Source organism: Sphingomonas sp. AC449 (assembly GCF_979253475.1).
The window spans coordinates 161,966-184,470 of record NZ_CEEDCZ010000005.1; the positions used below are offsets into that span (position 1 = coordinate 161,966).

Here is a 22,505-nt window from a genome sequence, read left to right on the forward strand (position 1 = left end):
GCCACGCAGGGCGCCCGGGGGAACGTCGCAGCTCAGACCTGGTCGCGGCGGCCGAGCAGGCGCAGGCGCAGCGCGTTCAGCTTGATGAAGCCCGCCGCGTCGCGCTGGTCGTAGGCGCCCTGATCGTCCTCGAACGTCACGACCTTTTCCGAGTATAGCGAGTTGGGCGACTTGCGGCCGACCACGTACACGCCGCCCTTGTACAGCTTCAGCCGGACCGTGCCCGAGACCTTCTCCTGGCTGTGGTCGATCGCCGCCTGGAGCATCTCGCGCTCGGGCGAGAACCAGAAGCCGTTGTACAGCAGCTCGGCATAGCGCGGCGCGAGCTCGTCCTTCAGATGCGCCGCGCCGCGATCGAGCGTCAGCTGCTCGATGCCGCGGTGCGCGAGGTGATAGATCGTGCCGCCCGGCGTCTCGTACATGCCGCGGCTCTTCATGCCGACGAAGCGGTTCTCGACCAGGTCGAGACGGCCGATGCCGTGACGGCGTCCATAGTCGTTGAGCGTCGACAGCAGCGTCGCCGGGCTCATTCCCTCGCCGTTGATCGCCACGCCGTCGCCGCGCTCGAAATCGATCGTGATATATTCGGGGACGTCGGGCGCGTCCTCGGGGTTCACCGTGCGCGAATAGACATAGTCGGGAACCTCGTCCCACGGATTCTCGAGCACCAGCCCCTCGGACGAGGTGTGGAGCATGTTCGCATCGGTCGAGAAGGGGGCCTCGCCGCGCTTGTCCTTGCTGACCGGGATCTGGTGCTGCTCGGCGAACTCGATCAGCCGGGTGCGGCTGGTCAGGTCCCATTCGCGCCACGGTGCGATCACCTTGATGTCGGGGGACAGCGCGTAATAGCCGAGCTCGAAGCGGACCTGGTCGTTGCCCTTGCCGGTCGCGCCGTGGCTGACCGCGTCGGCGCCGACCATCCGGGCGATCTCGATCTGGCGCTTGGCGATCAGCGGCCGCGCGATCGAGGTGCCGAGCAGGTACAGCCCCTCGTACAGCGCGTTCGAGCGCATCATCGGGAACACGTAATCGCGTACGAACTCCTCGCGCAGGTCGTCGACGAAGATATGCTCGGGCTTGACGCCCATCATCTCGGCCTTGGCGCGCGCGGGCTCGAGTTCCTCGCCCTGGCCCAGATCGGCGGTGAAGGTGACGACTTCGCAGTTATAGGTCTGCTGTAGCCATTTCAGGATCACGCTGGTGTCGAGGCCGCCGGAATAGGCGAGAACCACCCGATTGATGCCGGCGTCGCCGGCGGCGCGGTTGATCTGATCGGTCACGGGCATGGTCCTTCGGGCAATATCCAATGTCCGCGCCCCTATGCGCTGGACGGCCCGCGTGCAACCGGGCGCATTCATGGCGCGTACAACCAGCCCGCGCTAAGCGCCCCCCAGTTTCATTGGAGTGTTCCGACCGTGCTACGCCAAACGCTAACCGTTCTTGTTCTCGCCGGTCTCGCGACCCCGCTCGCCGCACAGGAAACGCGCGCGTCCGCCGCCGCCAAGTTCAAGGCCGAATTCGCGGCGTCCGACACCAACAAGGACGGCGTGCTGACGCGCGCCGAGGTGCAGGCGCGGATCGGCAACATGAAGGTCGGGCCGGGCCGCCCCGACCCGGTGCACGCCAAGCGGCTCGCCGATCTCTGGTTCACCAGCGCCGATGCGAACAAGGACGGCAAGGTCACGCAACCCGAGGCGCAGGCGCTGCTCGCCGCGACGTTTGCGAAATATGACGCGAACAAGGACGGCAAGATCGGTGGCGACGAACGCTCCGCCGCGAAGTCGCAGATGCAGGGCGGCCGCTGAGGACGCTCCCATCAGGCGGTCACCCCTCTAGGGCGACTCAGCATAAAGCCGTCATCCCCGCGACGGCGGGGATCCAGACTGGCTACCGTAACGGCTCTATCATGGGAGCCTGCCAGTCTGGGTTCCCGCCTCCGCGGGAATGACGATCGGGGGACCATTACCCCGCACCGACCGGCCCGACGTCACCCCTCGCGCAACGCCCGCTCGCCCTCGAACATATAGTCGCGCGTCAGCGGCAGCGTCATCCGGCTCTTCGACAGCTGGATCTGGTAGTTGACCATCCCCCCGGTCCGGAACGCCGCCGCGGCACCCGCGAGGTAGAAGGTCCACATCCGGTAGAACCGCTCGTCGTACAGCGCGACGATCGCGTCCTTCGCCGCGACCGTCCGGTCGTACCAGAGGTCGATCGTCCGCGCGTAATGGACGCGCAGCACCTCGATATCGGTCGGGAAGAACTTCAGCCCCTCATAGCCGCGCACGATCTCCGACAGCGCGGGGTTGTAGCCGCCGGGGAAGATATATTTGGTCGTGAACGTGTCGGTGACGCCCGGCCCGCCCATCCGGCCGATCGTGTGGAGCAGCATCACGCCGTCCGCGCTCAACAGGTCGCGGCACTTGCGGAAGAACGCCTTGTATTGCGGCGGGCCGACATGCTCGAACATCCCGACCGACACGATCCGGTCGAACGTCCCCGTCAGCGCGCGATAGTCGATCAGTTCGAACTTCACCTTGTCGGCGACGCCCGCCTCCTCGGCGCGGCGCCGCGCGACCTTGAGCTGTTCTTCGCTCAGCGTCACGCCGAGGACCTCCGCGCCGGTCTTCGCATGCAAATACAGCGCCATCCCGCCCCAGCCGCAGCCGATGTCGAGCACGCGCATCCCCGGCTCGATCGCGAGCTTGGCGGCGATGTGCGCCTTCTTGTCGGACTGTGCCTTTTCCAGGCTGTTGCCGGGATCGGTGAAGTACGCGCAGCTATACTGGCGATCCGCGTCCAGAAAGAGGTCGTAGAGCCGGTCGGACAGGTCGTAGTGATGCGCGACGTTCTTCTTCGACCGGCGCGCCATGTTCACGCGGTCGACGCGGTGGACGACCTTGTCGAGCAGCTTGATCGGCAGCGACGGATTGAGCCCGCCGCCGCGCTCCCACGGGCTGTTGCCCTTGAGCAGGTTGACGAGGTCGCGGATATCGCCGCGGTCGATGACGAGGCGTCCGTCCATGAACGCTTCCGCCGCGCCCAGCGCGGGATGGCGGATGATCGCGCCGGCGACGCCGGGGGCGGTGAGGCGGATCGTGACGGGATTATAGGCGGGATCGGGCTTGCCGAACTGCTTGGTCGTGCCGTCCGCGTGGATCAGGATGAGTTCGCCGGTTTTTACCTGCCGGGCCAGGAAACGATCGAAAAGTGCCATGCCGCGTTAGCTAATGACTGGTACGGAAATGCGCCACCCCCGGGTGGCGTCAGATCCCGGCATACCAGTCATAATCCACGTTATCTTCCCAATAGCCGCCCTTGCCCTTGCCGATCCCCTCAAGGCTGGCGACCGCATCTATCGCCATGATATATTTGGCATGTTTGTAGCCAAGCTGGCGCTCGACGCGCAACCGGACGGGCGCGCCGTGCGCAACGTCCAGGACCTGATTATTTAATGCCCAGGCAAGGATCGTCTGCGGATGAAACGCATCGATCAGGTCGATCGACTCGTAATAGGGCGTGCCGCGATACAGGTCGGCGCAGGTGAAGACGATGTAACGCGCGGCGTCGCGGATCCCTGCGGCCTGCAACAGCGAGGCGAGTTTGGGTCCCTGCCATTTGCCGATCGCCGACCACCCCTCGACGCAGTCGTGCCGCGTGATCTGCGCACGCGCGGGCATCTGGCGCAGCTGCGGCAACGTCACCGACAGCGGCCGGTCGACGAGCCCGCCGACGCGAAGTCGATAGTCCGCGAAATTGGTCGCGACCATCGCGTCGTACGCGGGCGTCCCCGGGTTGCTCGTCCCGTTCGAGCGGAAGATCGGCGACATCTGCGCCGGGCTGAATTCGGGAGCCAGCGCGTGGCGATTGGTCAGCGCGCGCTGCAGTCCGCGGTTCATGTCCTCGCCCATGAACAGGATCTTGCGCGCCTCGGGGTGCTGGATGATCTTGTCGCACCCGGTGAGCAGCGCGCCGGCGCCGACCGCCGCGCCGGCGACGAGCGTGCGGCGGGTGATGATGCTGCTCATGCGACGTCCTCCGGCTGGTGGGCGGGAATGTGGAAGCGCCCGGTGATCATCGATCGCACCTCGTTCCACGCGCCCGCCAGGATGACGAGCGCAAGATGGACGATGATGAACAGCACGAGCGCGACCATCGCGATGAAGTGGATCGACCGCGCCGACTGCCGCCCGCCGAAGATTTCGAGCAGCCACGGCCACGCGGCATTCATTGCCGGCGACATCGCCAGCCCGGTCAGGATCATCACGGGCAGCAGGATGAAGATCGTCGCGACATAGGCGAGCTTCTGCAGGATGTTGTACGCGGCGGGCCGCTTCGGATCGTGGAAGCGCAGCGCGAGATGCTCGCGGACGTCATGCGCCACCTCGTGCGGCGCCAGCTCGCCCGCGCGGACGCGGAGATCGCGCTGGAAATGCCGGTTGAACAGGCTGACGATCATGAAGCCGAGCAGCGCGAACGACAGGATGAGCGCGAAGAGCAGGTGCCAGCGTCGCGAGATGGCAAGGTTGTAGCTCGCCGGGATCGTCAGCAGGTTGATCAGCGTCACGACCCAGCCCGGCCACTGGTCGAGCGTCGTCCACGCCTGATCGAAGTTCGCGCCGTAGCGGCCCCAGTAGAAACGCGGATGCGCCTTCAATATGCCGATCCCGCTGCCGATCATGATGAACATCGTCACCGCGGTGATCCAGTGCCACAGCCGCGTCGCGATCCGGTGGCGTTTGACGACGGTAACAGGGGCGCTGGTGATAGGGCGGGCGGGATCGTTCATGCTTGGCCTTCGCTTTAGCCGACAAGCTCCGACCATAGCAGGGATAAGCGTATGACCGAATGGCATTCTTACGAACCGGCGAGCGGCCATCGCCTGCCGCATGATCCGCTCAACGCGATCGTCGCGCCGCGTCCGATCGGCTGGGTGAGCACGTTGTCGGCGGAGGGCGTGCCCAATCTTGCGCCCTACAGCTTCTTCAACCTGTTCAACTACAGTCCGCCGCTGATCGGCTTCTCGTCCATGGGGTGGAAGGACAGCGTCGCCAACATCGCGGCGACGGGCGAATTCGTCTGGAACCTTGTCAGCCGCGACCTTGGCGATGCGATGAACGCGACCGCCGCCAATGTTGCGGCGGACGTCGACGAGTTCGCGCTGGCGGGGCTCGAGACGCTCGCGTCGCTGCACGTGAAGCCGCCGCGCGTCGCCGCGAGCCGTGCGCAGTTCGAATGCAAGGTGACGCAGATCGTCCGGCTGGAAACCAAGGAGGGCCGCGAACTCGACCAGTGGCTGGTGCTCGGCGAGGCGGTCGCGATCCATATCGACCCGGCGATGCTCGACGACGGCGTGTACCAGACCGCGCGCGGCGAACCGATCCTGCGCGGTGGCGGCCCTGCAGACTATTTCGCGATCACCGAGGAGTCGCTCTTCAAGATGCGCCGGCCGGGTTGAGCGGAGCAAGTATGTTCACCCGCGAAGGCGGGTGCCCAGACTGGGTCCCCGCCTTCGCGGGGAAACAATTCTCAGCCGTACGCCCGCCAGAAGAACACGATCGTCGTCGCGATCGTCACCAGCAGCGTCCACACGCGAATGACCCTGGCCGACATCACCAGCCCGAGCTTCGCGCCGAAATGCCCGCCGACGATCCCGCCGAGCAGCATCGGCACGCACAGCGCCCAATACACCATGCCCGTGGCGATGAAGATGATCGTTGCCGCCAGATTGGCGACCGCGAGCATCAGCGTGCGCGGTGCTGCAAGCTTCGCGGGAGTCGCCCCCGACAACAGCCCCCAAGCGGCGGTCAGCATCAGCCCCACCCCGCCGCCGAAATAGCCGCCATAGACCCCCAGCATCGCCTGCACCGCGACCAGCGATTTCGGCCCGATCGCGACCCGCGACCTCAGCCATAAGGATGCCTGCGTCCCGAACGCGATCGCCAGCGTCGCGAACAGCAACAGCCACGGCACGATCAGGTCGAACGCGCGCGCCGACGTCGCGACGAGCAACAGGCTGCCGATCAGCCCGCCGACAAAGGTGATCCCCGCCATCGTCCGCATGCCGACGCCGGACACGGGCTCCAGCCCATGCCGATAGGTCCATGCGCTCGCCATCGCGCCCGGCTGGAGCGAGACGTTGCTCGTCGCGTTGGCGAAGGTCGACGGCACGCCGAGCCCGATCAGCGCGGGCATCGTCGCAAAGCTGCCGCCCCCGGCAAGCGCATTCATCGCCCCGCCGAGAACGCCCGCTCCTGCCGCCAGCGCAACCCCACTCCACTCAAGCAAAAGCGTCGGACTCGGCAGCGGCCTCGCGATCGAGCTGCGCGCGGCTCTTCTTCTCCGACGCGGTCTTCAGCTGCCCGCACGCCGCGTCGATATCGCGACCGCGCGGCGTCCGCACCGGCGCCGAAATGCCCGCGCCGAACACGATGCTCGAAAACGACTTGATCCGCTCGGGTGTCGAGCATTCATAGACGGCACCCGGCCACGGGTTGAACGGGATCAGGTTCACCTTGGCGGGCAGCTCGTATTTGCGCAGCAGCCGGACGAGTTCGTGCGCATCAGCGTCCGAATCATTCTTGTCCTTCAGCATGACGTATTCGAACGTGATCCGCCGCGCGTTGTTGGTGCCCGGATAGTCCGCGCAGGCCTGCAACAGTTCCTCGATGCCGTATTTGCGGTTGAGCGGGACGATCTCGTCGCGCACTTCCTTCGTCACTGCGTGCAGCGACACTGCGAGGTTCACGCCGATCTCCGCGCCCGCGCGCGCCATCATCGGCACCACGCCGCTCGTCGACAGCGTGATCCGCCGGCGGCTGAGCGCGAGCCCCGCACCGTCCATCACCAGCTTCAGCGCATCGCGGACATTCTCGAAATTATACAGCGGCTCGCCCATCCCCATCATCACGATGTTGGTGAGCATGCGGCCCTCGGGCTGGCTCGGCCATTCGCCCAGCGAATCGCGTGCGAGCATCACCTGGCCGACGATCTCGGCGGGGGTCAGGTTGCGCACCAGCCGCATCGTGCCGGTGTGGCAGAAGGTGCAGTTGAGCGTGCAGCCGACCTGGCTCGACACGCACAAGGTGCCGCGATCCGCGTCGGGGATGAACACCATCTCGTAATCCTGCGCGTCGTCCGATCGCAGCAACCACTTGCGCGTACCGTCGGTCGACACCTGCGCCTCGACCACGTTGGGCCGGCTGATCACGAAGCGCTGCTCGAGCCACGGGTGCATCGTCTTCGAGATGTCGGTCATCACCGAAAACTCGGTCGCGCCGCGATTATAGATCCAGTGCCACAGCTGTTTCGCGCGCAGCTTGGCCTGTTTTTCCTCGAGCTGCGACGTCTCCAGCGCCATGCGCAGATCGGCGAGCGACAGCCCGAGCAGGTCGATACGCCCGTCGCTGCGCGGCACGAAGCTGCGGGGAACGGGCACGGGATCGATGTGCCCGGGGATGGGCATGAGGTTCGCGGCGGTCTGCATGGGCGGGCGCATAGCGGAATTTTGCCGATTTTTCTACAGGGTGTGGAAGAAGGGGATTGGTCGGCGACGTGATGCGCAACGATACCCGGACAGCAGCACCTCCCCGGCGGAGGCCGGGGCCCAATTGGGAAGGTGGTCGCAACGGTGCGGGGAGCGTCGTCACGTGCGTCCCCCAATTGGGCCCCGGCCTGCGCCGGGGTGGTAGAAGGGAGAAGGGAGCCTACCCCCCGCTGCACGCCAGCACGGCCGCATCGATCGCCGTCGCCGCGCCCGACAGCGCGTACACATCCGCGAACGGTCGCCCGCCGACCCCGACCGCCTCGACGCTCATGCTGCGCCCCGATCGCAACGCGGCGACGATCGCGCGGTCGCTGGGGGCATCGCTCGCCCACGCGTCCAGCCCGTTGGCGACCAGCGCGAATCGGCGCTCGCCCACCGTCAGCGTCACCCCGGCGGACCGATCGCGCTCGCGGCTGAGCCGGATGTGGAGCGACGCGCGCAGGCCGCGTCTGGGCCAGGTGGCGATGCTGGCGAACCCGGTCGACCGGCCCCCCGCCATCACCGGCCGTGCGATCGCGTAACAGCGCGGCGGCGTCGCATCGCGGAACGCGCCCCAGCCCGTGTAGATGCCGATCGTGTCGCGCGCTGCCACGGGCGTGGCGACGGCGAGCAACAGCAGGATGGCACGCGTCACGCGCTGCGGTTCACGCGGGCGCAAAGCCGGTGCCGCGGTGCGGGACGGTCGCGCGACCATCCTCGACCAGCGTGACCGACCCCTGCGGCAGTCCCGGTGCGATCGGCGCGCCGAGTCCAGGGTCGACCGGAGCGCCGGTCATCACGCCGAGCATCACCCGGCTCGAGATGCCGTGCATGATCACCAGCCGGTCGCCGGCATCCTCTGCGGTATCCGCCAGCCAGCCGCCGACGCGCGCGGCGATCTGCGGATAGGTCTCGCCGTCGGGCGCGGCGCGCAGCGTGCCGCCGGGCTGGACGATCGACCCGACCTCAGCCGCGAGATCGGCATAATAGCGCCCGCCCCAGCACCCCATGTCGATCTCGACCAGCCGCGCGTCGGTGCGCGCGGCATGCCAGTTGAGTTCGAGATGCTCGGCGATCACCGCCAGCGTCTGGAGCGCGCGCCCGGTCGGCGATGCCCACAGGGTCAGCGCAGGCTTCGCACCCAGCAGGTCCCGTAGAGCCCGACCAAGCTCGTCCGCCTGCGCGAATCCGGCACGCGTCAGCGGGGTATGCGCGGCATCGCCCTGCAGCCGGTGCGCGGCGTTGAACACGGTTTCGCCGTGCCGCGCGACGAAATCCCGCCCACGCCGGACTCGCGGTTTTTCGGCTGGACCGGCGTCCGCTGCATCCTGCCGATGGCTTGGAATCATGGCCTGCATTTCAACCCCCTGTGGCGCAAAAGCAACGGATTTCCGTGTTTATCTGGGGTTCATGCAACATGCCGCCGGCTGGTCCATTGGGGCTGTCCATCCCGCGTTCGGGGATGACGAAGACATTATGGAGTATCCCAATGCGTAAGCTTATCGCCGTCTCGCTGTTCGCCACCACCGCGGCCCTGACCGTTGGCGCAGCCCCCGCGCTCGCGCAGACCAACCCGACCTTCACCGGCCCGCGCGTCGAGGCCACGCTCGGCTATGACCACACCGGCGCTGGCAGCAGCGTGTCCAACGACAACGGGCGTGACGACCAGAAGATCGACGGCCTGCTGTACGGCGGCGGCATCGGCTACGACATCGCGACCTCGGACAACATCGTGCTCGGTGCCGAGGCGGAACTGACCGGCTCGACGTCGAAGAGCGACCGCAACGACTATACCAGCGACTTCGGCTTCGGTCGCGTCAAGCAGGGCCGTGACATCTATGTCGGTGGCCGAGTCGGCTATGTCGTCGCGCCAACGACGATGCTCTACGCAAAGGGCGGCTACACCAACGCCAAGCTGAACGTGCTGGCGGGCGACACGAACCAGACCACCGACACCGACTTCAACCTCGACGGCTGGCGGATCGGCGCGGGTGCCGAGCATGCGGTCGGCCCGAACAGCTATGCCAAGCTCGAATATCGCTATTCCAACTATGAGCGCAGCAACATCGATTACGCGACGGGCGGCACCAGCGGCCGATTCGACGTCGACACCGATCGCCACCAGGTCGTCGCAAGCTACGGCTTCCGGTTCTGATCGTGTTTTAACGCGACGTTTACCGTGATCAAAGAAGGGTCGGGGCGCTTGCTCCGACCCTTTGTTGTTGGGTAAGCCATTAGCGGATTGCCCCCAGCCCCGAGTCCGGCTGTGGAGGCCGGGGGAATTTTGATGAAGGCGACGATCGAACGCGCAACGCTCCTCAAGGGGCTGAGCCATGTCCAGTCCGTGGTGGAGCGGCGCAACACCATCCCCATCCTGTCGAACGTGCTGATCGAGGCGACCGCCGAGGGTACGCTCAAGCTGATGGCGACCGACCTGGATCTCCAGATCAACGAATCGATCGCCGCCGCGGTCGACCAGCCCGGCGCGACCACCGTGTCCGCGCACACGCTGTTCGACATCGCGCGCAAACTGCCCGAGGGCAGCCAGGTCCAGCTCGCCGCGTCGGAAGGCCGGATGAGCATCGTCGCGGGCCGCGCGCGCTTCTCGCTGGGCACGCTGCCGCGCGACGATTTTCCGGTGATCGCGGAAGGCGAGCTGCCGACTCAGTTCGAACTGCCCGCCGAGACCTTGAAGCAGATCATCGACAAGACTCGCTTCGCGATCTCGACCGAAGAGACGCGCTATTATCTCAACGGCATCTTCCTTCATGTGGCGGACGGTGACAGCTCGAACCCGGTGCTCAAGGCCGCCGCGACCGATGGTCACCGCCTCGCGCGCGTCACGCTGCCACGGCCCGAGGGCGCCGAATCGATGCCCGACGTGATCGTGCCCCGCAAATGCATCGGCGAGCTCCGGAAACTGCTCGACGAGGTCGACGGCTCGGTCGGCGTCTCGCTGTCGCCGACCAAGATCCGCTTCGACCTTGGCCAGGCGATCCTGACCTCGAAGCTGATCGACGGCACCTTCCCCGATTACAGCCGCGTGATCCCGACCGGCAACGACAAGATCCTCAAGATCGACCCCAAGAGCTTCATGGAGGGCGTCGACCGCGTCTCGACCATCGCCACCGAGAAGACCCGCGCGGTGAAGATGGCGCTCGATCGCGACAAGATCACGCTGTCGGTGACCTCGCCCGAAAACGGCACCGCCGCGGAGGAGGTCCCCGGCGATTACGTCGCGCTCCCGTTCGAAATCGGCTTCAACAGCCGCTATCTGATGGACATCCTCGCGCAGATCGACGGCGACATGGTCGAGGTCCACCTCGCCGACGCCGCCGCGCCGACGCTGATCCGCGAAAACGACAAGTCGCCCGCGCTCTACGTGCTGATGCCGATGCGCGTCTGACCGTCACGCGCTGACGATCGATCGAAAGGCCATCCTGCGGGGTGGCCTTTTTCGTTTGAAGCGCCTTGCGGATCTGATACTGACAATCGTGTCAGTAAGGAGTCGACTCGATGGCTGTACTTCCTCCGTTTCCCGGCACCACCGGTCGTCGCGACTGGCGAACGGCGTTCGATGCGATCCGGAAACTGCTCGCGAACGGCGATGACACGACGCAGGTGTTCCGCATCATGCGCGCGCTCAACGTCGGCAATGCGCCGATGAACTATGCGCGGCTGATCGCGACGGGGCAGGGCGGGCGGATCGCCTATGACCGGGTCGAACTTGCGCAGCGTTTTTCCGATCCGGCGTTCGTTGCGGGGTTCGCGCCGGGGACGGTGGGCGCCGCGTATCGGCATTTTCTCGAGACGACCGGCTATTCGGCGGACGGCCTCGTCGCAGTGTCGCGCGTCGAGCCGAGTGTCGACGACCTCGCACATCCCTATGCCTGGTTCGGACGGCGGGTGCGCGACACGCACGACATCTGGCATGTGCTGACCGGTTATCAGGCGGACGAGAGCATGGGCGAGGCGTCGCTCGTCGCGTTCAGCTATGCGCAGGTCGGCGGGTTGGGCTGGGCGCTGATCGGCACGGCGGCGGCGCTGAAGAGCATCCGCGTCACCGGCAGCACGCTGTTCGCCAAGGCGGTCTGGGAGGGGTATCGCAACGGCCGCAAGGCACGCTGGATTTCGGGAGAAGACTATCTGACGCTGCTGAACGAACCGCTCGATGCGGCGCGGGCGCGGCTCGGGATCGTCACGCCGGTCGCCTACCTGCGCGCGCAACGCGAACTCGGCCCCGCGCTCGCCTCGTATCTCAGCACGCAGAAGACCGGGGCGGGTGCGGTCCCCGAGCGGATTGCCGCCTGACGCGGAGGCTGACAGCGGGCGGAGATTGCCGCTAAGGCCGGTGCGATGCTGTCGCGCCTCGTCCTTACCGATTTCCGCAATCACGCCGACCTGACGCTGACGCCGGGGCCGGGGTTCGTCGTGCTGACCGGCGAGAACGGCGCGGGCAAGACCAATATCCTTGAGGCTGTGTCGCTGCTCGCCCCCGGTCGTGGATTGCGCCGGGCCGCACTTGGCGAAATGGCGCGGCAGGGCGGGGCGGGCGGTTTCGGCGTCGCCGCGCGGCTGTTCCCCGCGCGCGCCGGGTCGGGGGAGGGTCTGGTCGATGGCCCACCGGGCCCGGAGGAAACCGCGCCGCAAGCCCCGGCGATCGACGAGGTGGACGTCGCGACCGGCGCGCTCGCCGCCGCCCCGGAGCGCCGCATCGTCCGCGTCCAGGGTGCCACCACCACCGCCAACGCGCTCGCCGAGTGGCTCACAATCCTGTGGCTCACGCCCGCGATGGACCGGCTGTTCGTCGCGCCCGCGGGCGAGCGTCGGGGGTTTCTCGACCGCCTGACGCTGGCGCTCGCGCCGGCGCACGCGTACCATGCCGCGCGCTACGACGCGGCGATGCGCGCGCGCAATCGGCTGCTCGCGGACGAGGGCCGGCCCGACGGCGAATGGCTCTCCGCGCTCGAAGCGCAGATGGCCGAGCACGGTGCCGCCGTCGACGCCGCCCGGCGCGAGACGGTCGGCTTGCTCGGGGCCCGGCTTGCGGGGCAATCCGACGGTCCCTTCCCGCGTGCGGGGCTCGCGCTCGAGGGATGGGCGGGCGATGCCGCGCGCCTGCAGGCGGATCTCGGCCAAGGCCGCGCGCGCGATGCCGCCGCTGGGCGTACGCTGTCGGGGCCGCACCGCGTCGACCTGATCGTCACGCACCGCGACAAGGCGCGCGCCGCCTCGCTTGCCTCGACCGGCGAGCAGAAGGCGTTGCTGCTCGGCATCGTGCTCGCGCATGCCGATCTGGTGGCGGAGCGGACCGGGCAGCCGCCGGTGCTGCTGCTCGACGAGGTCGCCGCGCATCTCGATCCGGCGCGGCGCGCGGCGCTGTTCGACCGGCTCGCAGGGCGCGGGCAGGTGTGGATGACGGGCACCGAGGACGCGCTGTTCGAGGCGATCGACCCCCAGGCGACGCGGATCGCGGTCGGGCTCGCCTGAACGCGCGCTGTCGACCCGCGTCACCGGGCATTCAAGCGGACGCGGGCAAATCCCGGTCCATCGCGCCCCGGTCCACAGCGGGGGCGACGGAGAAAGATGATGAAGACGACAATCGCACGCGCTGCATTCGGACTGGTCATGATCGCGGCGACGACCGCACCCGCATTTGCCCAAGCCGGCGAGCGCGCACGCTACGACATGAGCAACCCGCCCTGGTCGCGTCCCGGCTACCGGCTGGCGGGTGCGGGCGTGCCGGTCCTGTTCCCCGAACTGCGCAATACGCCACGCGGCCGCGCGTTCGTGATGCCCAATTTCGACGCGAACGGCGACGGCCGCATCAACCGGCGCGAAGCCGACGACGCCAATCGCGAATTCGCGCGCATCGCCGGCCCGCGCCGCGATCAATTCGACTGGGACGCGTACGGCCGTGACCCGCGCGGCTATCGCAGCGGTACGACCGTCGTCGAGACCACCACGACGTGGGACCGCGGCGCGATGCGCAACTACGGCTTCCGCCAGACCCCGCGTGGCGCGACGCTGACGCTGCAGGAAGACGTGCTGTTCCGCACCGACAGCGCGGTGCTGCGCCCCGGCGCGATCGAAAAGCTGCGTCCGCTCGCCGGCTATCTGCGCGGCAATCCGGGCGTCCGCGTCGCGATCGACGGCTTCACCGATTCGCGCGGCACCGACGCGCACAACCAGGACCTGTCCGAGCGCCGCGCGGCGAGCGTCCGTCAGGCGTTCGACGACATGGACGTCGTCCGCGCGCGCTTCAGCGTCGTCGGCCACGGCGAGCGCCAGCCAGTCGCCACGAACGGCACCGCGGCGGGCATGCGCCTCAACCGCCGCGTCGAGGTGACGCTGCTCGGCCAACGCGCCGATCGCTTCTAAGCACCAACGCCCTCTCCCCTCGGGGAGAGGGAAGGGGCCCGCGGCCACTTGGCCGTGGGAAGGGTGAGGGGGCGTGAGGCTCGGGACGCATCCGCCAAAGCCCCTCACCCTTCCGTCGCCTGCGGCTCCTCCCTCCCTCTCCCCCGAGGGGAGAGGGGCAGGCGCAACCACCCTGTCCCCACAGGCCATTTCGCTTCCGTTTCGGGCGTCCGATGCCTATATGCTGGGCATGGCATCCAACCCCGAAACCAATAATCCCAACCTGCCCAACCAGGGCGACTATGGCGCCGACTCGATCAAGGTCCTCAAGGGCCTCGACGCAGTGCGCAAGCGCCCCGGCATGTATATCGGCGATACCGACGACGGGTCGGGCCTCCACCACATGGTGTTCGAGGTCAGCGACAACGCGATCGATGAGGCGCTCGCCGGGCATTGCGACCGGATCGACATCGTTCTGAACGCCGACGGGTCGGTCAGCGTCACCGACAATGGTCGCGGCATCCCGACTGGCATCCACACCGAGGAAGGCGTCTCCGCGGCCGAGGTCATCATGACCCAGCTCCACGCCGGCGGTAAGTTCGAGAACACCAACGACGAGAACGCGTACAAGGTCTCGGGCGGCCTGCACGGCGTCGGCGTCTCGGTCGTCAACGCGCTCAGCGAGTGGCTCGACCTGACGATCTGGCGCGACGGCAAGGAGCATTACATGCGCTTCGCGTTCGGCGACGCGGTGATGCCGCTCAAGATCGTCGGTGACGCGGCCGAGGGCCAGAAGGGCACGCGAGTCACCTTCTTCCCGTCGCCCGCCACGTTCAAGATCACCGATTTCGACTTCGACAAGCTCGAACATCGCTACCGCGAGCTCGCCTTCCTCAATTCGGGCGTCCGCCTGTTCCTCTCCGACGCGCGGCACGAGGAGATGAAGACCGTCGAGCTCTATTACGAGGGCGGAATCGCCGCGTTCGTGAAGTATCTCGATCGCGCCAAGGTGCCGTTGATGCCCGAGCCGGTCGCGATCAGCGGCACGCGCGACGACGTCACGATGGACGTCGCGCTCCAGTGGAATGACTCCTACTACGAAAACGTCCTCGCCTTCACGAACAACATCCCGCAGCGCGACGGCGGCACGCACATGGCCGCGTTCCGCGCCGCGCTGACGCGCACGCTCAACAACTATGCCGAGAAGTCGGGCCTGTTGAAGAAGGAAAAGGTCCAGCTCACCGGCGAGGACATGCGCGAGGGTCTGACCGCGATCGTCTCGGTCAAGCTGCCCGATCCGAAGTTCAGCAGCCAGACCAAGGACAAGCTCGTCTCGTCCGAAGTCCGCCAGCCCTTGGAAAGCCTGATGGCCGACAAGATGGCCGAATGGCTCGAGGAAAACCCGGCGCACGGCAAGGCGATCGTCGCCAAGATCATCGACGCCGCCGCCGCCCGCGAAGCCGCCAAGCGCGCGCGCGAACTGACTCGCCGCAAGGGCGTGATGGACATCGCCTCGCTGCCCGGCAAGCTCGCCGACTGCCAGGAGCGCGATCCCGCCAAGTCCGAGCTGTTCCTGGTCGAGGGTGACTCGGCCGGCGGTTCGGCGAAGCAGGGCCGCGATCGCCATTTCCAGGCGATCCTCCCCCTGCGCGGCAAGATCCTCAACACCGAGCGCGCGCGCGAGGACCGCATGTTGTCGAGCCGCGAGATCGGCACGCTCATCACCGCGATGGGCACCGGCATCCGCGACGACTTCAACGCGGACAAGCTGCGCTACCACAAGATCGTCATCATGACCGACGCAGACGTCGACGGCGCGCACATCCGCACGCTGTTGCTGACGCTGTTCTACCGTCACATGCCCAAGATCATCGAGGGCGGCTATCTCTACATCGCCCAGCCGCCGCTGTATAAGGCGACCAAGGGCCGGTCGGAGGTGTATCTCAAGGACGATGCGGCGCTCGACGAATATCTGGTCGATGCCGGTGTCGGCACGATGGTGCTCGACGGTCCCGGCGGCGGCCGCTCGGGTCGCGACCTGAAGGATCTGGTCGATCACGCACGCCGCATGCGTACGCTGATGCGCTACGTCCCCAAGCGCTACGATGCCGGGATGATCGAGGCGCTGGCGCTCGGCGGCGTGTTCGATCCGGAGGCCTCGGTCGCGGACCGGACCTCGCGGCTCGATATCGTCACGCGTCGTCTCGAACTCGACGACGGCGATGCGCGCTGGACCGCGGTGCTGACCGAAGACGGCGGCATCCATTTCCAGCGTGCGTGGCGCGGCGTCACCGACCATCACATCATCGAAGCGAGCTTCCTCGTCTCGGCCGAGGCGCGCAAACTCCATGCGCTGTCGGGCGAACACGCCGACAGCTATGCGCAGACCTCGAACCTCGTTCCCGCCAGCAAGGCATCGCAGGCCGAAGAGCCCGAGGCCGAGGACGGCGCCGCGGAGGCTGGTGCCGGTGTGATCGGTTCGGTCACCGCCGTCGCCGCGCGCGGCTCGACTCAGGTGTCGCGCCCGAGCCATCTGCTCGACGCGATCCTGACCGCGGGCCGCAAGGGTCTCGCGATCCAGCGCTACAAGGGTCTGGGCGAGATGAACGCGGAACAGCTCTGGGAAACCACGCTCGATCCGTCGGTCCGCTCGATGCTGCGCGTCACCGCGGTGAATGCCGAGAGCGCGAACGAGATATTCACGCAGCTGATGGGCGAAGTCGTCGAACCGCGCCGCGAGTTCATCCAGGACAACGCGCTCAACGTCGCCAACCTCGACGTCTGAGACCAACGGCCCGTGACTCGCGTCACGGGCCGATCGTCACGCCGCCTGCGACCGGACGATCGCCACCGCGCCGCCGAGCACCGCGGCATCCTCGACAAAACCCGTCGGCGTCTGGCCATAGCCCGGGATGGCGGCCATGCGCGCGCGCCAGCCGGGATAGGACGCGACCACCGCGGTGACACCGCCGACCGCTGCGCCAAGCCAGCGCTGGCGGCGTGGCACCAGCGCGGCGCCCGCGATCGCGGAGGTGACGAACCGCGCGGCGAGCCCGATCGCCACGACCCGGTCGGGCGCGGTCATCTGCTTGTCGCCCGCCATTTCACCGATCGCGAGCGCCAGCGCACCCGCCGCAACGACGGGATTCGCAAGCAGCCGTGGCGCGCCGTTGTCGACGGGCAGTTCGTCGCGCGCGGCGGCGATCGCGACCGCGGCGAGCGGGGTCATCGCGCGCTGACCGCCGACAAGACCGATGAGAAACGAGGCGAGCATGGGCGTCTCCTAAAGAGGAATATGGGGCCGCAACGCGCGGGAGCGTCCTCGGGGTACAGCGCGGCGCGCCGCGGATCGACGGGACCACGCGTCCGGCGGTCATTCCCATCGCGCGGCCGGTTCCTATATCAGGCGGGCAACCCGCCGATCGGCTGCGGCATCGTCCGCCCCGACCGGCCAAACGGCGCGGTGAACGCGTCAGAGGAACGCATGGCAGACTATACCAAGACCGACGCGGCGATCGCCAAGCTGACGCCAGAGCAATATTATGTGACGCAGGAAAGCGGAACGGAGCGGCCGGGAACGGGCGAATATCTGCATACGAAGGAGCCGGGGCTCTACGTCGACATCGTCTCGGGCGAGCCGCTGTTCGCGTCCGCCGACAAGTTCGATTCGCATTGCGGCTGGCCGAGCTTCACCAAGCCGATCACGCCCGAGCATGTCGAGGAACTGCGTGATGACACGCATGGCATGGTCCGCACCGAGGTCCGCTCGACCGGCGCCGATAGCCATCTGGGGCATGTGTTCGAAGACGGTCCGCGCGATCGTGGCGGCCTGCGCTATTGCATCAATTCGGCATCGCTGCGGTTCGTGCCCCGCGATGCGATGGAGGCCGAGGGCTATGGCGCCTATCTCGACCAGATCGAAACGCCGCGCTGACCTGGCGATCCGCGCCACACACTTGCGCCTCCCCGCGCGACGACCAAGGATCTCCTCATGGCCGAAGACCGGTTGACCATCGATACGGCGACGATCGACGACAATACCGACGAGCGACGCGTTGAATTCGACGCCGACGTCAGCGGCGAACGCTATCATTTCGCGGTCCAGTACGACGTTCTCGAAGCGCTGGCCGCGGTGCCGCCCGTCAGCAATGCGATGGCGCTCTTCCGCGCGCATCAGGAGACGATCGCCATGATCGGCGTCCGCGCGCTTGCCCGCAATCCCGATCAGGACCGGGTCACGATTAGCGAGAACGATCTCGATTGATCGGCGTCGCGGCGGCGGTCGTTAAAGGACCGCCGCGCGCAGCGTCGCACGGACGCCGTTGTGCGTGCGGTCATATTCGACGATCGACTGCAGGCTCTGCGCCATCGCGCGGATCAGCTTGGTGCCGAGCCCGGTGCCGCGGGGTGCGGCATCGGCGGGCATTCCGCAGCCATCATCCTCGACCGCAAGCAGGAATTCGCCCTCTGCGGTCCGCGTCAGCGCGACGCGGACTTCGCCCGGCCCGTTGGGATAAGCGTATTTGCACGCGTTGGTCACGAGCTCGGTGACGATCACGCCGAGCGATACCGCGCGATCGGTCGCAAGCCGGATCGGCTCCGCCGCCAGGCTGAGTGCACGGGGCTGCGCCTCGCTCGACCAGGTATCCGCGAGCTCGTCGACCAGCGCGCCGAGATATTCCTGCATGTCGACATTCTCGACATCGTTGCTCGTGTAGAGACGGCGGTGGACCTGCGCGATCGCCTGGATCCGGCGCTGCGTATCGGCCAGCGCCTCGCGGGCCACCGGATCGGCGAGCGCACCCGCCTGAAGACTGACCATCGCCGAGACGAGTTGCAGCGAGTTGGCGACGCGGTGGTTGACCTCGGCCAGCAGCGCCTCGAGCCGCGCATTGCTCGCGCGCAGGTCGGCTTCGGCGGCGACCTTCGCACGGTGCAGCGCGGCGCGGGCACCGACCTGGTCGAACGCCGCGTCGAGCAGATCGAAGAAATCCTCGCCGATCGTCTTGACGACATAGTCCGCTGCGCCGGCCTTTAACGCGGCGACCGCGATCCGGCCCTCGTCGGATCCGGTGACATAGACGACGGGCGGCGTATCGGGGAGCAGGCGAAGCCGTTCGAGCGTCTCGAGCCCGTCCATCCCCGGCATGTAATGATCGACGGCGATCAGGTCGAACTGCTCAGCCGTCGCGTGCTCGATGCCCTCCGCGCCCGATTCGGCGAGCGTCATCCGATAGCCGCGGCGCTCCATCGCACGCCCGACCAGACGCCGGATACCCGCGTCGTCGTCGATGTAGAGGATGCGCTGGCCGGTCACTCAGATCTCGGCCGACGGGACCTGGATGACCGACAGGAACAACCCGAGCTGGCGGATCGCCTGCGCGAAGCTCTCATAATTGACGGGCTTGGTAATGTAGACGTTGCAGCCCAGGTCGTAGCAGCGCTGGATCTCGATCTTGTCGTCGGTCGTCGTCAGCACGACGACGGGCGCGCGGCGCAGCGGGCTGGTCTCCGACTTGATCCGCGCGAGGATGTCGGTGCCGCTCATGTCGGGCAGGTTGAGGTCGAGCAGGATCAGCGCCGGGCCGCTCTTGGCGGGGCCGTCGGGCGCGTTGAACAGGAATTCGAGCGCGGTGGTGCCGTCGGTAAAATGGCGGATGTCGTTGAGGATGCCCGCGCGCCGGATGTTCTTCTCGATCAGACGCGCATGCCCCTCGTCGTCCTCGATCATGACGATGCCGACCGACTTGTGATCATTCATGCGGGAATATCCTTGTGACGTATGTCGGCAGGCAGGGTGAGCACGAAGGTCGATCCTTCACCGAGTGTCGAGACGAGATCGACCGTTCCACCAAGGCGATAGGCGAGCGCGCGGACATGCGCGAGTCCGATGCCTTCGCCCGCCTGGTCCTGTGCGCCGGCGCGCCGGAACAGGTCGAAGACGCGCTGATGGTCGCTGGCGGCGATGCCGCGGCCATTGTCGATCACCGACAGGACCACGCGCTGCCGCTCTCGCCGGCCGCTCAGGCGGATGAGACCGGGACGCCCGGGCTGCAGATACTTGGTCGCGTTCTCGATCAGGTTCGACAGGATCTGCTCGAGCGCGAGCTTGTCGGTCACGATCGACGGCAGCGGGCGATCGATTGTGACGGTCGCGCCGCGATCGTCGACCAGATGCTGGATCGACGCGACGATCGCCTCGCCGACCGCGGCGGGATCGACCGTCTCGGGGGTGATCGAACGGCGTCCCTCGCGCGACAGCTTGAGGATGGCGTTGATCAGCCTGTCCATCTTCTGCGTCGATGCGCGGATGAAGCCGATCGCCTCGGGCAAATCCTCGCGCGCCGCCAGCCGTGCCTCGTTGGTGACGATCTCGGGCGCGATCGCTTCGGCGCGGTCGATCAGCGCGGCGAGCGGGACCGTCGCCTCGGCCAGTTCGGCGGTAAAGCCCATCACGTTGACCAGCGGCGAGCGCAGATCGTGGCTGACGATATAGGCGAAGCGCTGGATCTCCTCGTTCGCGCGGCTGAGATCGGCGGTGCGCTCGGCGACCTGATCCTCGAGCGTCTCGTTCAGTTCGTGCAGCCGGTCGCGCGACGCGCCGATGTCCGCGGTGTAGCGACGGACCACGAGGACCGCGAGGATGGCGACGGCGAACAGCAGCAGCGCGGCGATGGCGGCAACCGACAGGAACAGGACGCTCGACCATTGCTGCCGCTCGCTGCGGATCGCGAGCAGCCGCACCTCCTCGGCCGCCATCGCCTGCAACCGGTAGCGGATGCTCCGCATCAGCGGGACGCTCGCGTCGATCCTGAAACGCCGGCGGGCTTCGGTGATGCGCCCCGCCGCGACCAGTTCCATCGACTGGGTGCGAAGCGCCAGCAGCGCATCGAACCGCGCGTTGATCAGGTCGGTCCGCGCGGTCTGCGTCGGATTGTCCTGCGTCAGCCGGCGCAGCGCCGCGATCGACGGCGACAGATTGCGCGCGGTCCGGTCATAGGCCTGGCTGAACAGCGGCAGGCCCGTCAGCATATAGCCGCGCCGCGCAGTCTCGGACTGTTCCATCTGGATCTGGACCGCCGCGATCGTCTGGCGGACGTCCTGCGTATGCGACATCTCGTTGGTATAGGCGCGGTTGCGGACGGTGATCCACGCGATCGCCACCGACGCCGCCACCAGCGCCACGAATCCCAGCGTCATGAACGCGACGAGCCACCGCGCAACGCGGCCCTCGGACTGGGGCAAGTGCAATTGTACGCGAACCATAGGCGACCGGTCTATGCGATGCCCGGTCGTTACGCCAGCGATACCGCTGGAAAGCTGATCTAGAGCAGCAGGTCCTGCGCGCTGGCCTTGCCGACCCGCCCGCCGCCGCTGCGCCGATCCATCTCGTGATTGGCGGTGAACCGGATATCGGGATCGCGATCGGTCAGGAACGCCATCAGCGTCTCATGGTCGAGCTCGGACCATTCCTTGCCGCGGTCGGGACCGTAGCGGACGCGCGGGATGAGCCCGGGATCGCGCGACCATTCGATCAGCTGTGCAAGACTCGCCTCGTTGAGCATGTCACGCAGGTGGAACGCCGTGACATAGGCGTCGGGAAAGGCGCGGTGTGCGGGCAGCCCGCGTTCGTGCTCCATCCCCTCGGGCTTGCGCCAATAGCGCAGCACCTGGTTCGAAAAGCTCGGCGAATCGGGCCACAGCCGCAGCGCGCATTTCCACGTGCAGATCCATTCCGCGTCGCGCGTCAGCGCGGGGGTGCAGAATTTCTGCTCGAAATCCGCGCGGTGCGCCGCCAGTGCGAGCCGGCGTGGCCACGGATCGAGTACCGGCCGCGCACAATCGTGCCACCACGGCGAGTCCGCGACATGTTCGTCGAGGATATGGTGGATCGCCTGCGTGACGGGCGGGATCGGCCGACCCGGATTGACGAGCAGATTGCCGCCTTCACCGTAAAGCTCCCAGCGCCCGTCTTCGCCGAGCGCGACGTCCTGCCAGCCGATCTCGCAGACGCCGTGCGCGGGCGGGGCGGACCCTGTCGTCTCGAGATCGATGACCCGGACGAGCTGCGGCTGGGGTTTGGGCTTGGAATAGGATGGCGCCATTCCCGCCATGTGGGGATAAAGTCGCGCCTAATCCAGCGCGTACGCGTGCGCATCGTCGATATCGACCTCGCGCACACCGCGGCGCGCGCGCGCGCGATCGACCAGCGTGCGCAGCCCCTCGCGGCGGTCGCGCGCCATCGGCACGTCGCGCAGGACGAATTCGCCGCCCCGGGTCGTCCGGTCGCTCGACGTCAGCGTGATCGTGCCGATGTCGGTCATCTGGTTGAGCAGCGAATAGCCGAGGCGGACGTCCTTGATCCGGTACAGCTCGATCTCGTCGATTGTCTTGAACAGGATGCCGCGCCGGACGATCAGCCGCTGGTCGGTCACCGCATAGCGCGCACTCCGGTTCCTGAGCCAGCGCAGCGCGATGAGCACGAACCCGACGCCGACGACACAGGCGAGCATCGTGCCCCAGCCGGCAAAGCTGCCGAGCAGCCAGCGCCGCGTGCTCGAGCGGAATTCATCGACTTGCCGTTCCACGTCGCACTCCCAGGGACGGCGCGAAGGTAGCCGTC

General features: G+C 67.3%; 24 protein-coding genes. 10 read left to right on the forward strand and 14 right to left on the reverse strand.

Features of this window, described 5'->3' with window-relative positions; translation table 11 throughout:
• Positions 1-32: 32 nt before the first annotated feature.
• Entirely contained in the window at positions 33-1,286 is a 1,254-nt protein-coding gene (locus AC0CH3_RS10910; protein ID WP_056017978.1) for an argininosuccinate synthase, read from the reverse strand.
• Positions 1,287-1,415: 129 nt separating this feature from the next.
• Here AC0CH3_RS10910 and AC0CH3_RS10915 point away from each other — a divergent pair, with 129 nt between their 5' ends.
• Positions 1,416-1,805 (forward strand): EF-hand domain-containing protein, encoded by a 390-nt coding sequence (locus tag AC0CH3_RS10915; RefSeq protein WP_056017976.1) that lies wholly within the window; start codon positions 1,416-1,418, stop codon positions 1,803-1,805.
• Between the two features lie 182 nt (positions 1,806-1,987).
• Here AC0CH3_RS10915 and AC0CH3_RS10920 read toward each other — a convergent pair whose 3' ends face one another.
• From AC0CH3_RS10920 to AC0CH3_RS10930, 3 genes are read right to left on the reverse strand one after another with little or no spacing between them, the layout of a single operon-like run.
• Complete coding sequence (locus tag AC0CH3_RS10920; protein ID WP_354300892.1) at positions 1,988-3,214, reverse strand: cyclopropane-fatty-acyl-phospholipid synthase family protein; 1,227 nt, start codon at positions 3,212-3,214, stop codon at positions 1,988-1,990.
• Between the two features lie 49 nt (positions 3,215-3,263).
• Entirely contained in the window at positions 3,264-4,025 is a 762-nt protein-coding gene (locus AC0CH3_RS10925) for a molybdopterin-dependent oxidoreductase (RefSeq protein ID WP_354300894.1), read from the reverse strand.
• Positions 4,022-4,786 (reverse strand): cytochrome b/b6 domain-containing protein, encoded by a 765-nt coding sequence (locus AC0CH3_RS10930; RefSeq protein WP_354300896.1) that lies wholly within the window; start codon positions 4,784-4,786, stop codon positions 4,022-4,024. Before AC0CH3_RS10930 ends, AC0CH3_RS10925 begins: the two co-directional genes overlap by 4 nt.
• Positions 4,787-4,837: 51 nt before the next feature.
• On the opposite strand from AC0CH3_RS10930, the gene AC0CH3_RS10935 reads away from it, so the two are divergent.
• Positions 4,838-5,455, forward strand: coding sequence for a flavin reductase family protein (locus tag AC0CH3_RS10935; RefSeq protein WP_354300898.1), 618 nt, complete (start codon positions 4,838-4,840; stop codon positions 5,453-5,455).
• 71 nt (positions 5,456-5,526) lie between these two features.
• On the opposite strand, the gene AC0CH3_RS10940 is transcribed toward AC0CH3_RS10935, so the two are convergent.
• The 4 genes from AC0CH3_RS10940 to AC0CH3_RS10955 form a co-directional block, all read right to left on the reverse strand.
• Positions 5,527-6,285 (reverse strand): sulfite exporter TauE/SafE family protein, encoded by a 759-nt coding sequence (locus AC0CH3_RS10940; RefSeq protein ID WP_354300899.1) that lies wholly within the window; start codon positions 6,283-6,285, stop codon positions 5,527-5,529.
• Complete coding sequence (gene rlmN, locus AC0CH3_RS10945) at positions 6,278-7,483, reverse strand: dual-specificity RNA methyltransferase RlmN (protein ID WP_354300901.1); 1,206 nt, start codon at positions 7,481-7,483, stop codon at positions 6,278-6,280. The genes AC0CH3_RS10940 and rlmN overlap by 8 nt, the downstream gene beginning before the upstream one ends.
• Positions 7,484-7,703: 220 nt before the next feature.
• The gene (locus AC0CH3_RS10950; RefSeq protein WP_354300902.1) at positions 7,704-8,177 is read right to left on the reverse strand and encodes an invasion associated locus B family protein; all 474 of its coding nucleotides are present in this window, start codon (positions 8,175-8,177) and stop codon (positions 7,704-7,706) included.
• Between the two features lie 10 nt (positions 8,178-8,187).
• Positions 8,188-8,871 carry a histidine phosphatase family protein gene (locus tag AC0CH3_RS10955; protein WP_354300904.1) on the reverse strand — a complete coding sequence of 228 codons (684 nt, stop codon included), beginning with the start codon at positions 8,869-8,871 and terminating at the stop codon, positions 8,188-8,190.
• Between the two features lie 140 nt (positions 8,872-9,011).
• Between AC0CH3_RS10955 and AC0CH3_RS10960 the strand changes: the two genes are divergently transcribed.
• The 6 genes from AC0CH3_RS10960 (at position 9,012) to gyrB (ending at position 16,667) form a co-directional block, all read left to right on the forward strand.
• Entirely contained in the window at positions 9,012-9,677 is a 666-nt protein-coding gene (locus tag AC0CH3_RS10960; protein WP_354300906.1) for an outer membrane protein, read from the forward strand.
• 132 nt (positions 9,678-9,809) lie between these two features.
• Positions 9,810-10,928 carry a DNA polymerase III subunit beta gene (gene dnaN / locus AC0CH3_RS10965; protein WP_056017955.1) on the forward strand — a complete coding sequence of 373 codons (1,119 nt, stop codon included), beginning with the start codon at positions 9,810-9,812 and terminating at the stop codon, positions 10,926-10,928.
• 110 nt (positions 10,929-11,038) lie between these two features.
• On the forward strand, positions 11,039-11,833 hold the full coding sequence (locus AC0CH3_RS10970) for a Coq4 family protein (protein ID WP_354300908.1): 795 nt from the start codon (positions 11,039-11,041) through the stop codon (positions 11,831-11,833).
• A 45-nt stretch (positions 11,834-11,878) separates the two neighbouring features.
• Positions 11,879-13,012, forward strand: coding sequence for a DNA replication/repair protein RecF (locus AC0CH3_RS10975; RefSeq protein ID WP_354300910.1), 1,134 nt, complete (start codon positions 11,879-11,881; stop codon positions 13,010-13,012).
• A gap of 99 nt (positions 13,013-13,111) precedes the next feature.
• Entirely contained in the window at positions 13,112-13,903 is a 792-nt protein-coding gene (locus AC0CH3_RS10980) for an OmpA family protein (protein WP_354300912.1), read from the forward strand.
• A 229-nt stretch (positions 13,904-14,132) separates the two neighbouring features.
• On the forward strand, positions 14,133-16,667 hold the full coding sequence (gene gyrB / locus AC0CH3_RS10985) for a DNA topoisomerase (ATP-hydrolyzing) subunit B (RefSeq protein ID WP_457324964.1): 2,535 nt from the start codon (positions 14,133-14,135) through the stop codon (positions 16,665-16,667).
• Between the two features lie 36 nt (positions 16,668-16,703).
• Here gyrB and AC0CH3_RS10990 read toward each other — a convergent pair whose 3' ends face one another.
• Positions 16,704-17,156 (reverse strand): DUF4126 family protein, encoded by a 453-nt coding sequence (locus AC0CH3_RS10990; RefSeq protein ID WP_354300915.1) that lies wholly within the window; start codon positions 17,154-17,156, stop codon positions 16,704-16,706.
• A 210-nt stretch (positions 17,157-17,366) separates the two neighbouring features.
• Here AC0CH3_RS10990 and msrB point away from each other — a divergent pair, with 210 nt between their 5' ends.
• Together msrB and AC0CH3_RS11000 are read left to right on the forward strand one after the other, a co-directional pair.
• Entirely contained in the window at positions 17,367-17,816 is a 450-nt protein-coding gene (gene msrB, locus AC0CH3_RS10995; protein WP_056019085.1) for a peptide-methionine (R)-S-oxide reductase MsrB, read from the forward strand.
• Between the two features lie 57 nt (positions 17,817-17,873).
• Entirely contained in the window at positions 17,874-18,146 is a 273-nt protein-coding gene (locus AC0CH3_RS11000) for a DUF1488 family protein (RefSeq protein WP_354300918.1), read from the forward strand.
• A 21-nt stretch (positions 18,147-18,167) separates the two neighbouring features.
• On the opposite strand, the gene AC0CH3_RS11005 is transcribed toward AC0CH3_RS11000, so the two are convergent.
• From AC0CH3_RS11005 to AC0CH3_RS11025, 5 genes are all read right to left on the reverse strand, one after another.
• Positions 18,168-19,199 (reverse strand): response regulator, encoded by a 1,032-nt coding sequence (locus AC0CH3_RS11005; RefSeq protein WP_056017932.1) that lies wholly within the window; start codon positions 19,197-19,199, stop codon positions 18,168-18,170.
• Positions 19,200-19,643, reverse strand: a complete 444-nt coding sequence (locus AC0CH3_RS11010; protein WP_333995537.1) for a response regulator — start codon at positions 19,641-19,643, stop codon at positions 19,200-19,202.
• A complete protein-coding gene (locus AC0CH3_RS11015) occupies positions 19,640-21,127 on the reverse strand; it encodes a sensor histidine kinase (RefSeq protein WP_354300921.1) in 1,488 nt (495 codons plus the stop codon). The genes AC0CH3_RS11010 and AC0CH3_RS11015 overlap by 4 nt, the downstream gene beginning before the upstream one ends.
• Before the next feature lie 80 nt (positions 21,128-21,207).
• Positions 21,208-21,987: a 3'-5' exonuclease gene (locus AC0CH3_RS11020; protein ID WP_354300923.1), complete on the reverse strand. Its 780-nt coding sequence runs from the start codon at positions 21,985-21,987 to the stop codon at positions 21,208-21,210.
• A gap of 27 nt (positions 21,988-22,014) precedes the next feature.
• Positions 22,015-22,470, reverse strand: a complete 456-nt coding sequence (locus tag AC0CH3_RS11025; RefSeq protein WP_354300925.1) for a PH domain-containing protein — start codon at positions 22,468-22,470, stop codon at positions 22,015-22,017.
• Positions 22,471-22,505: the final 35 nt, after the last annotated feature.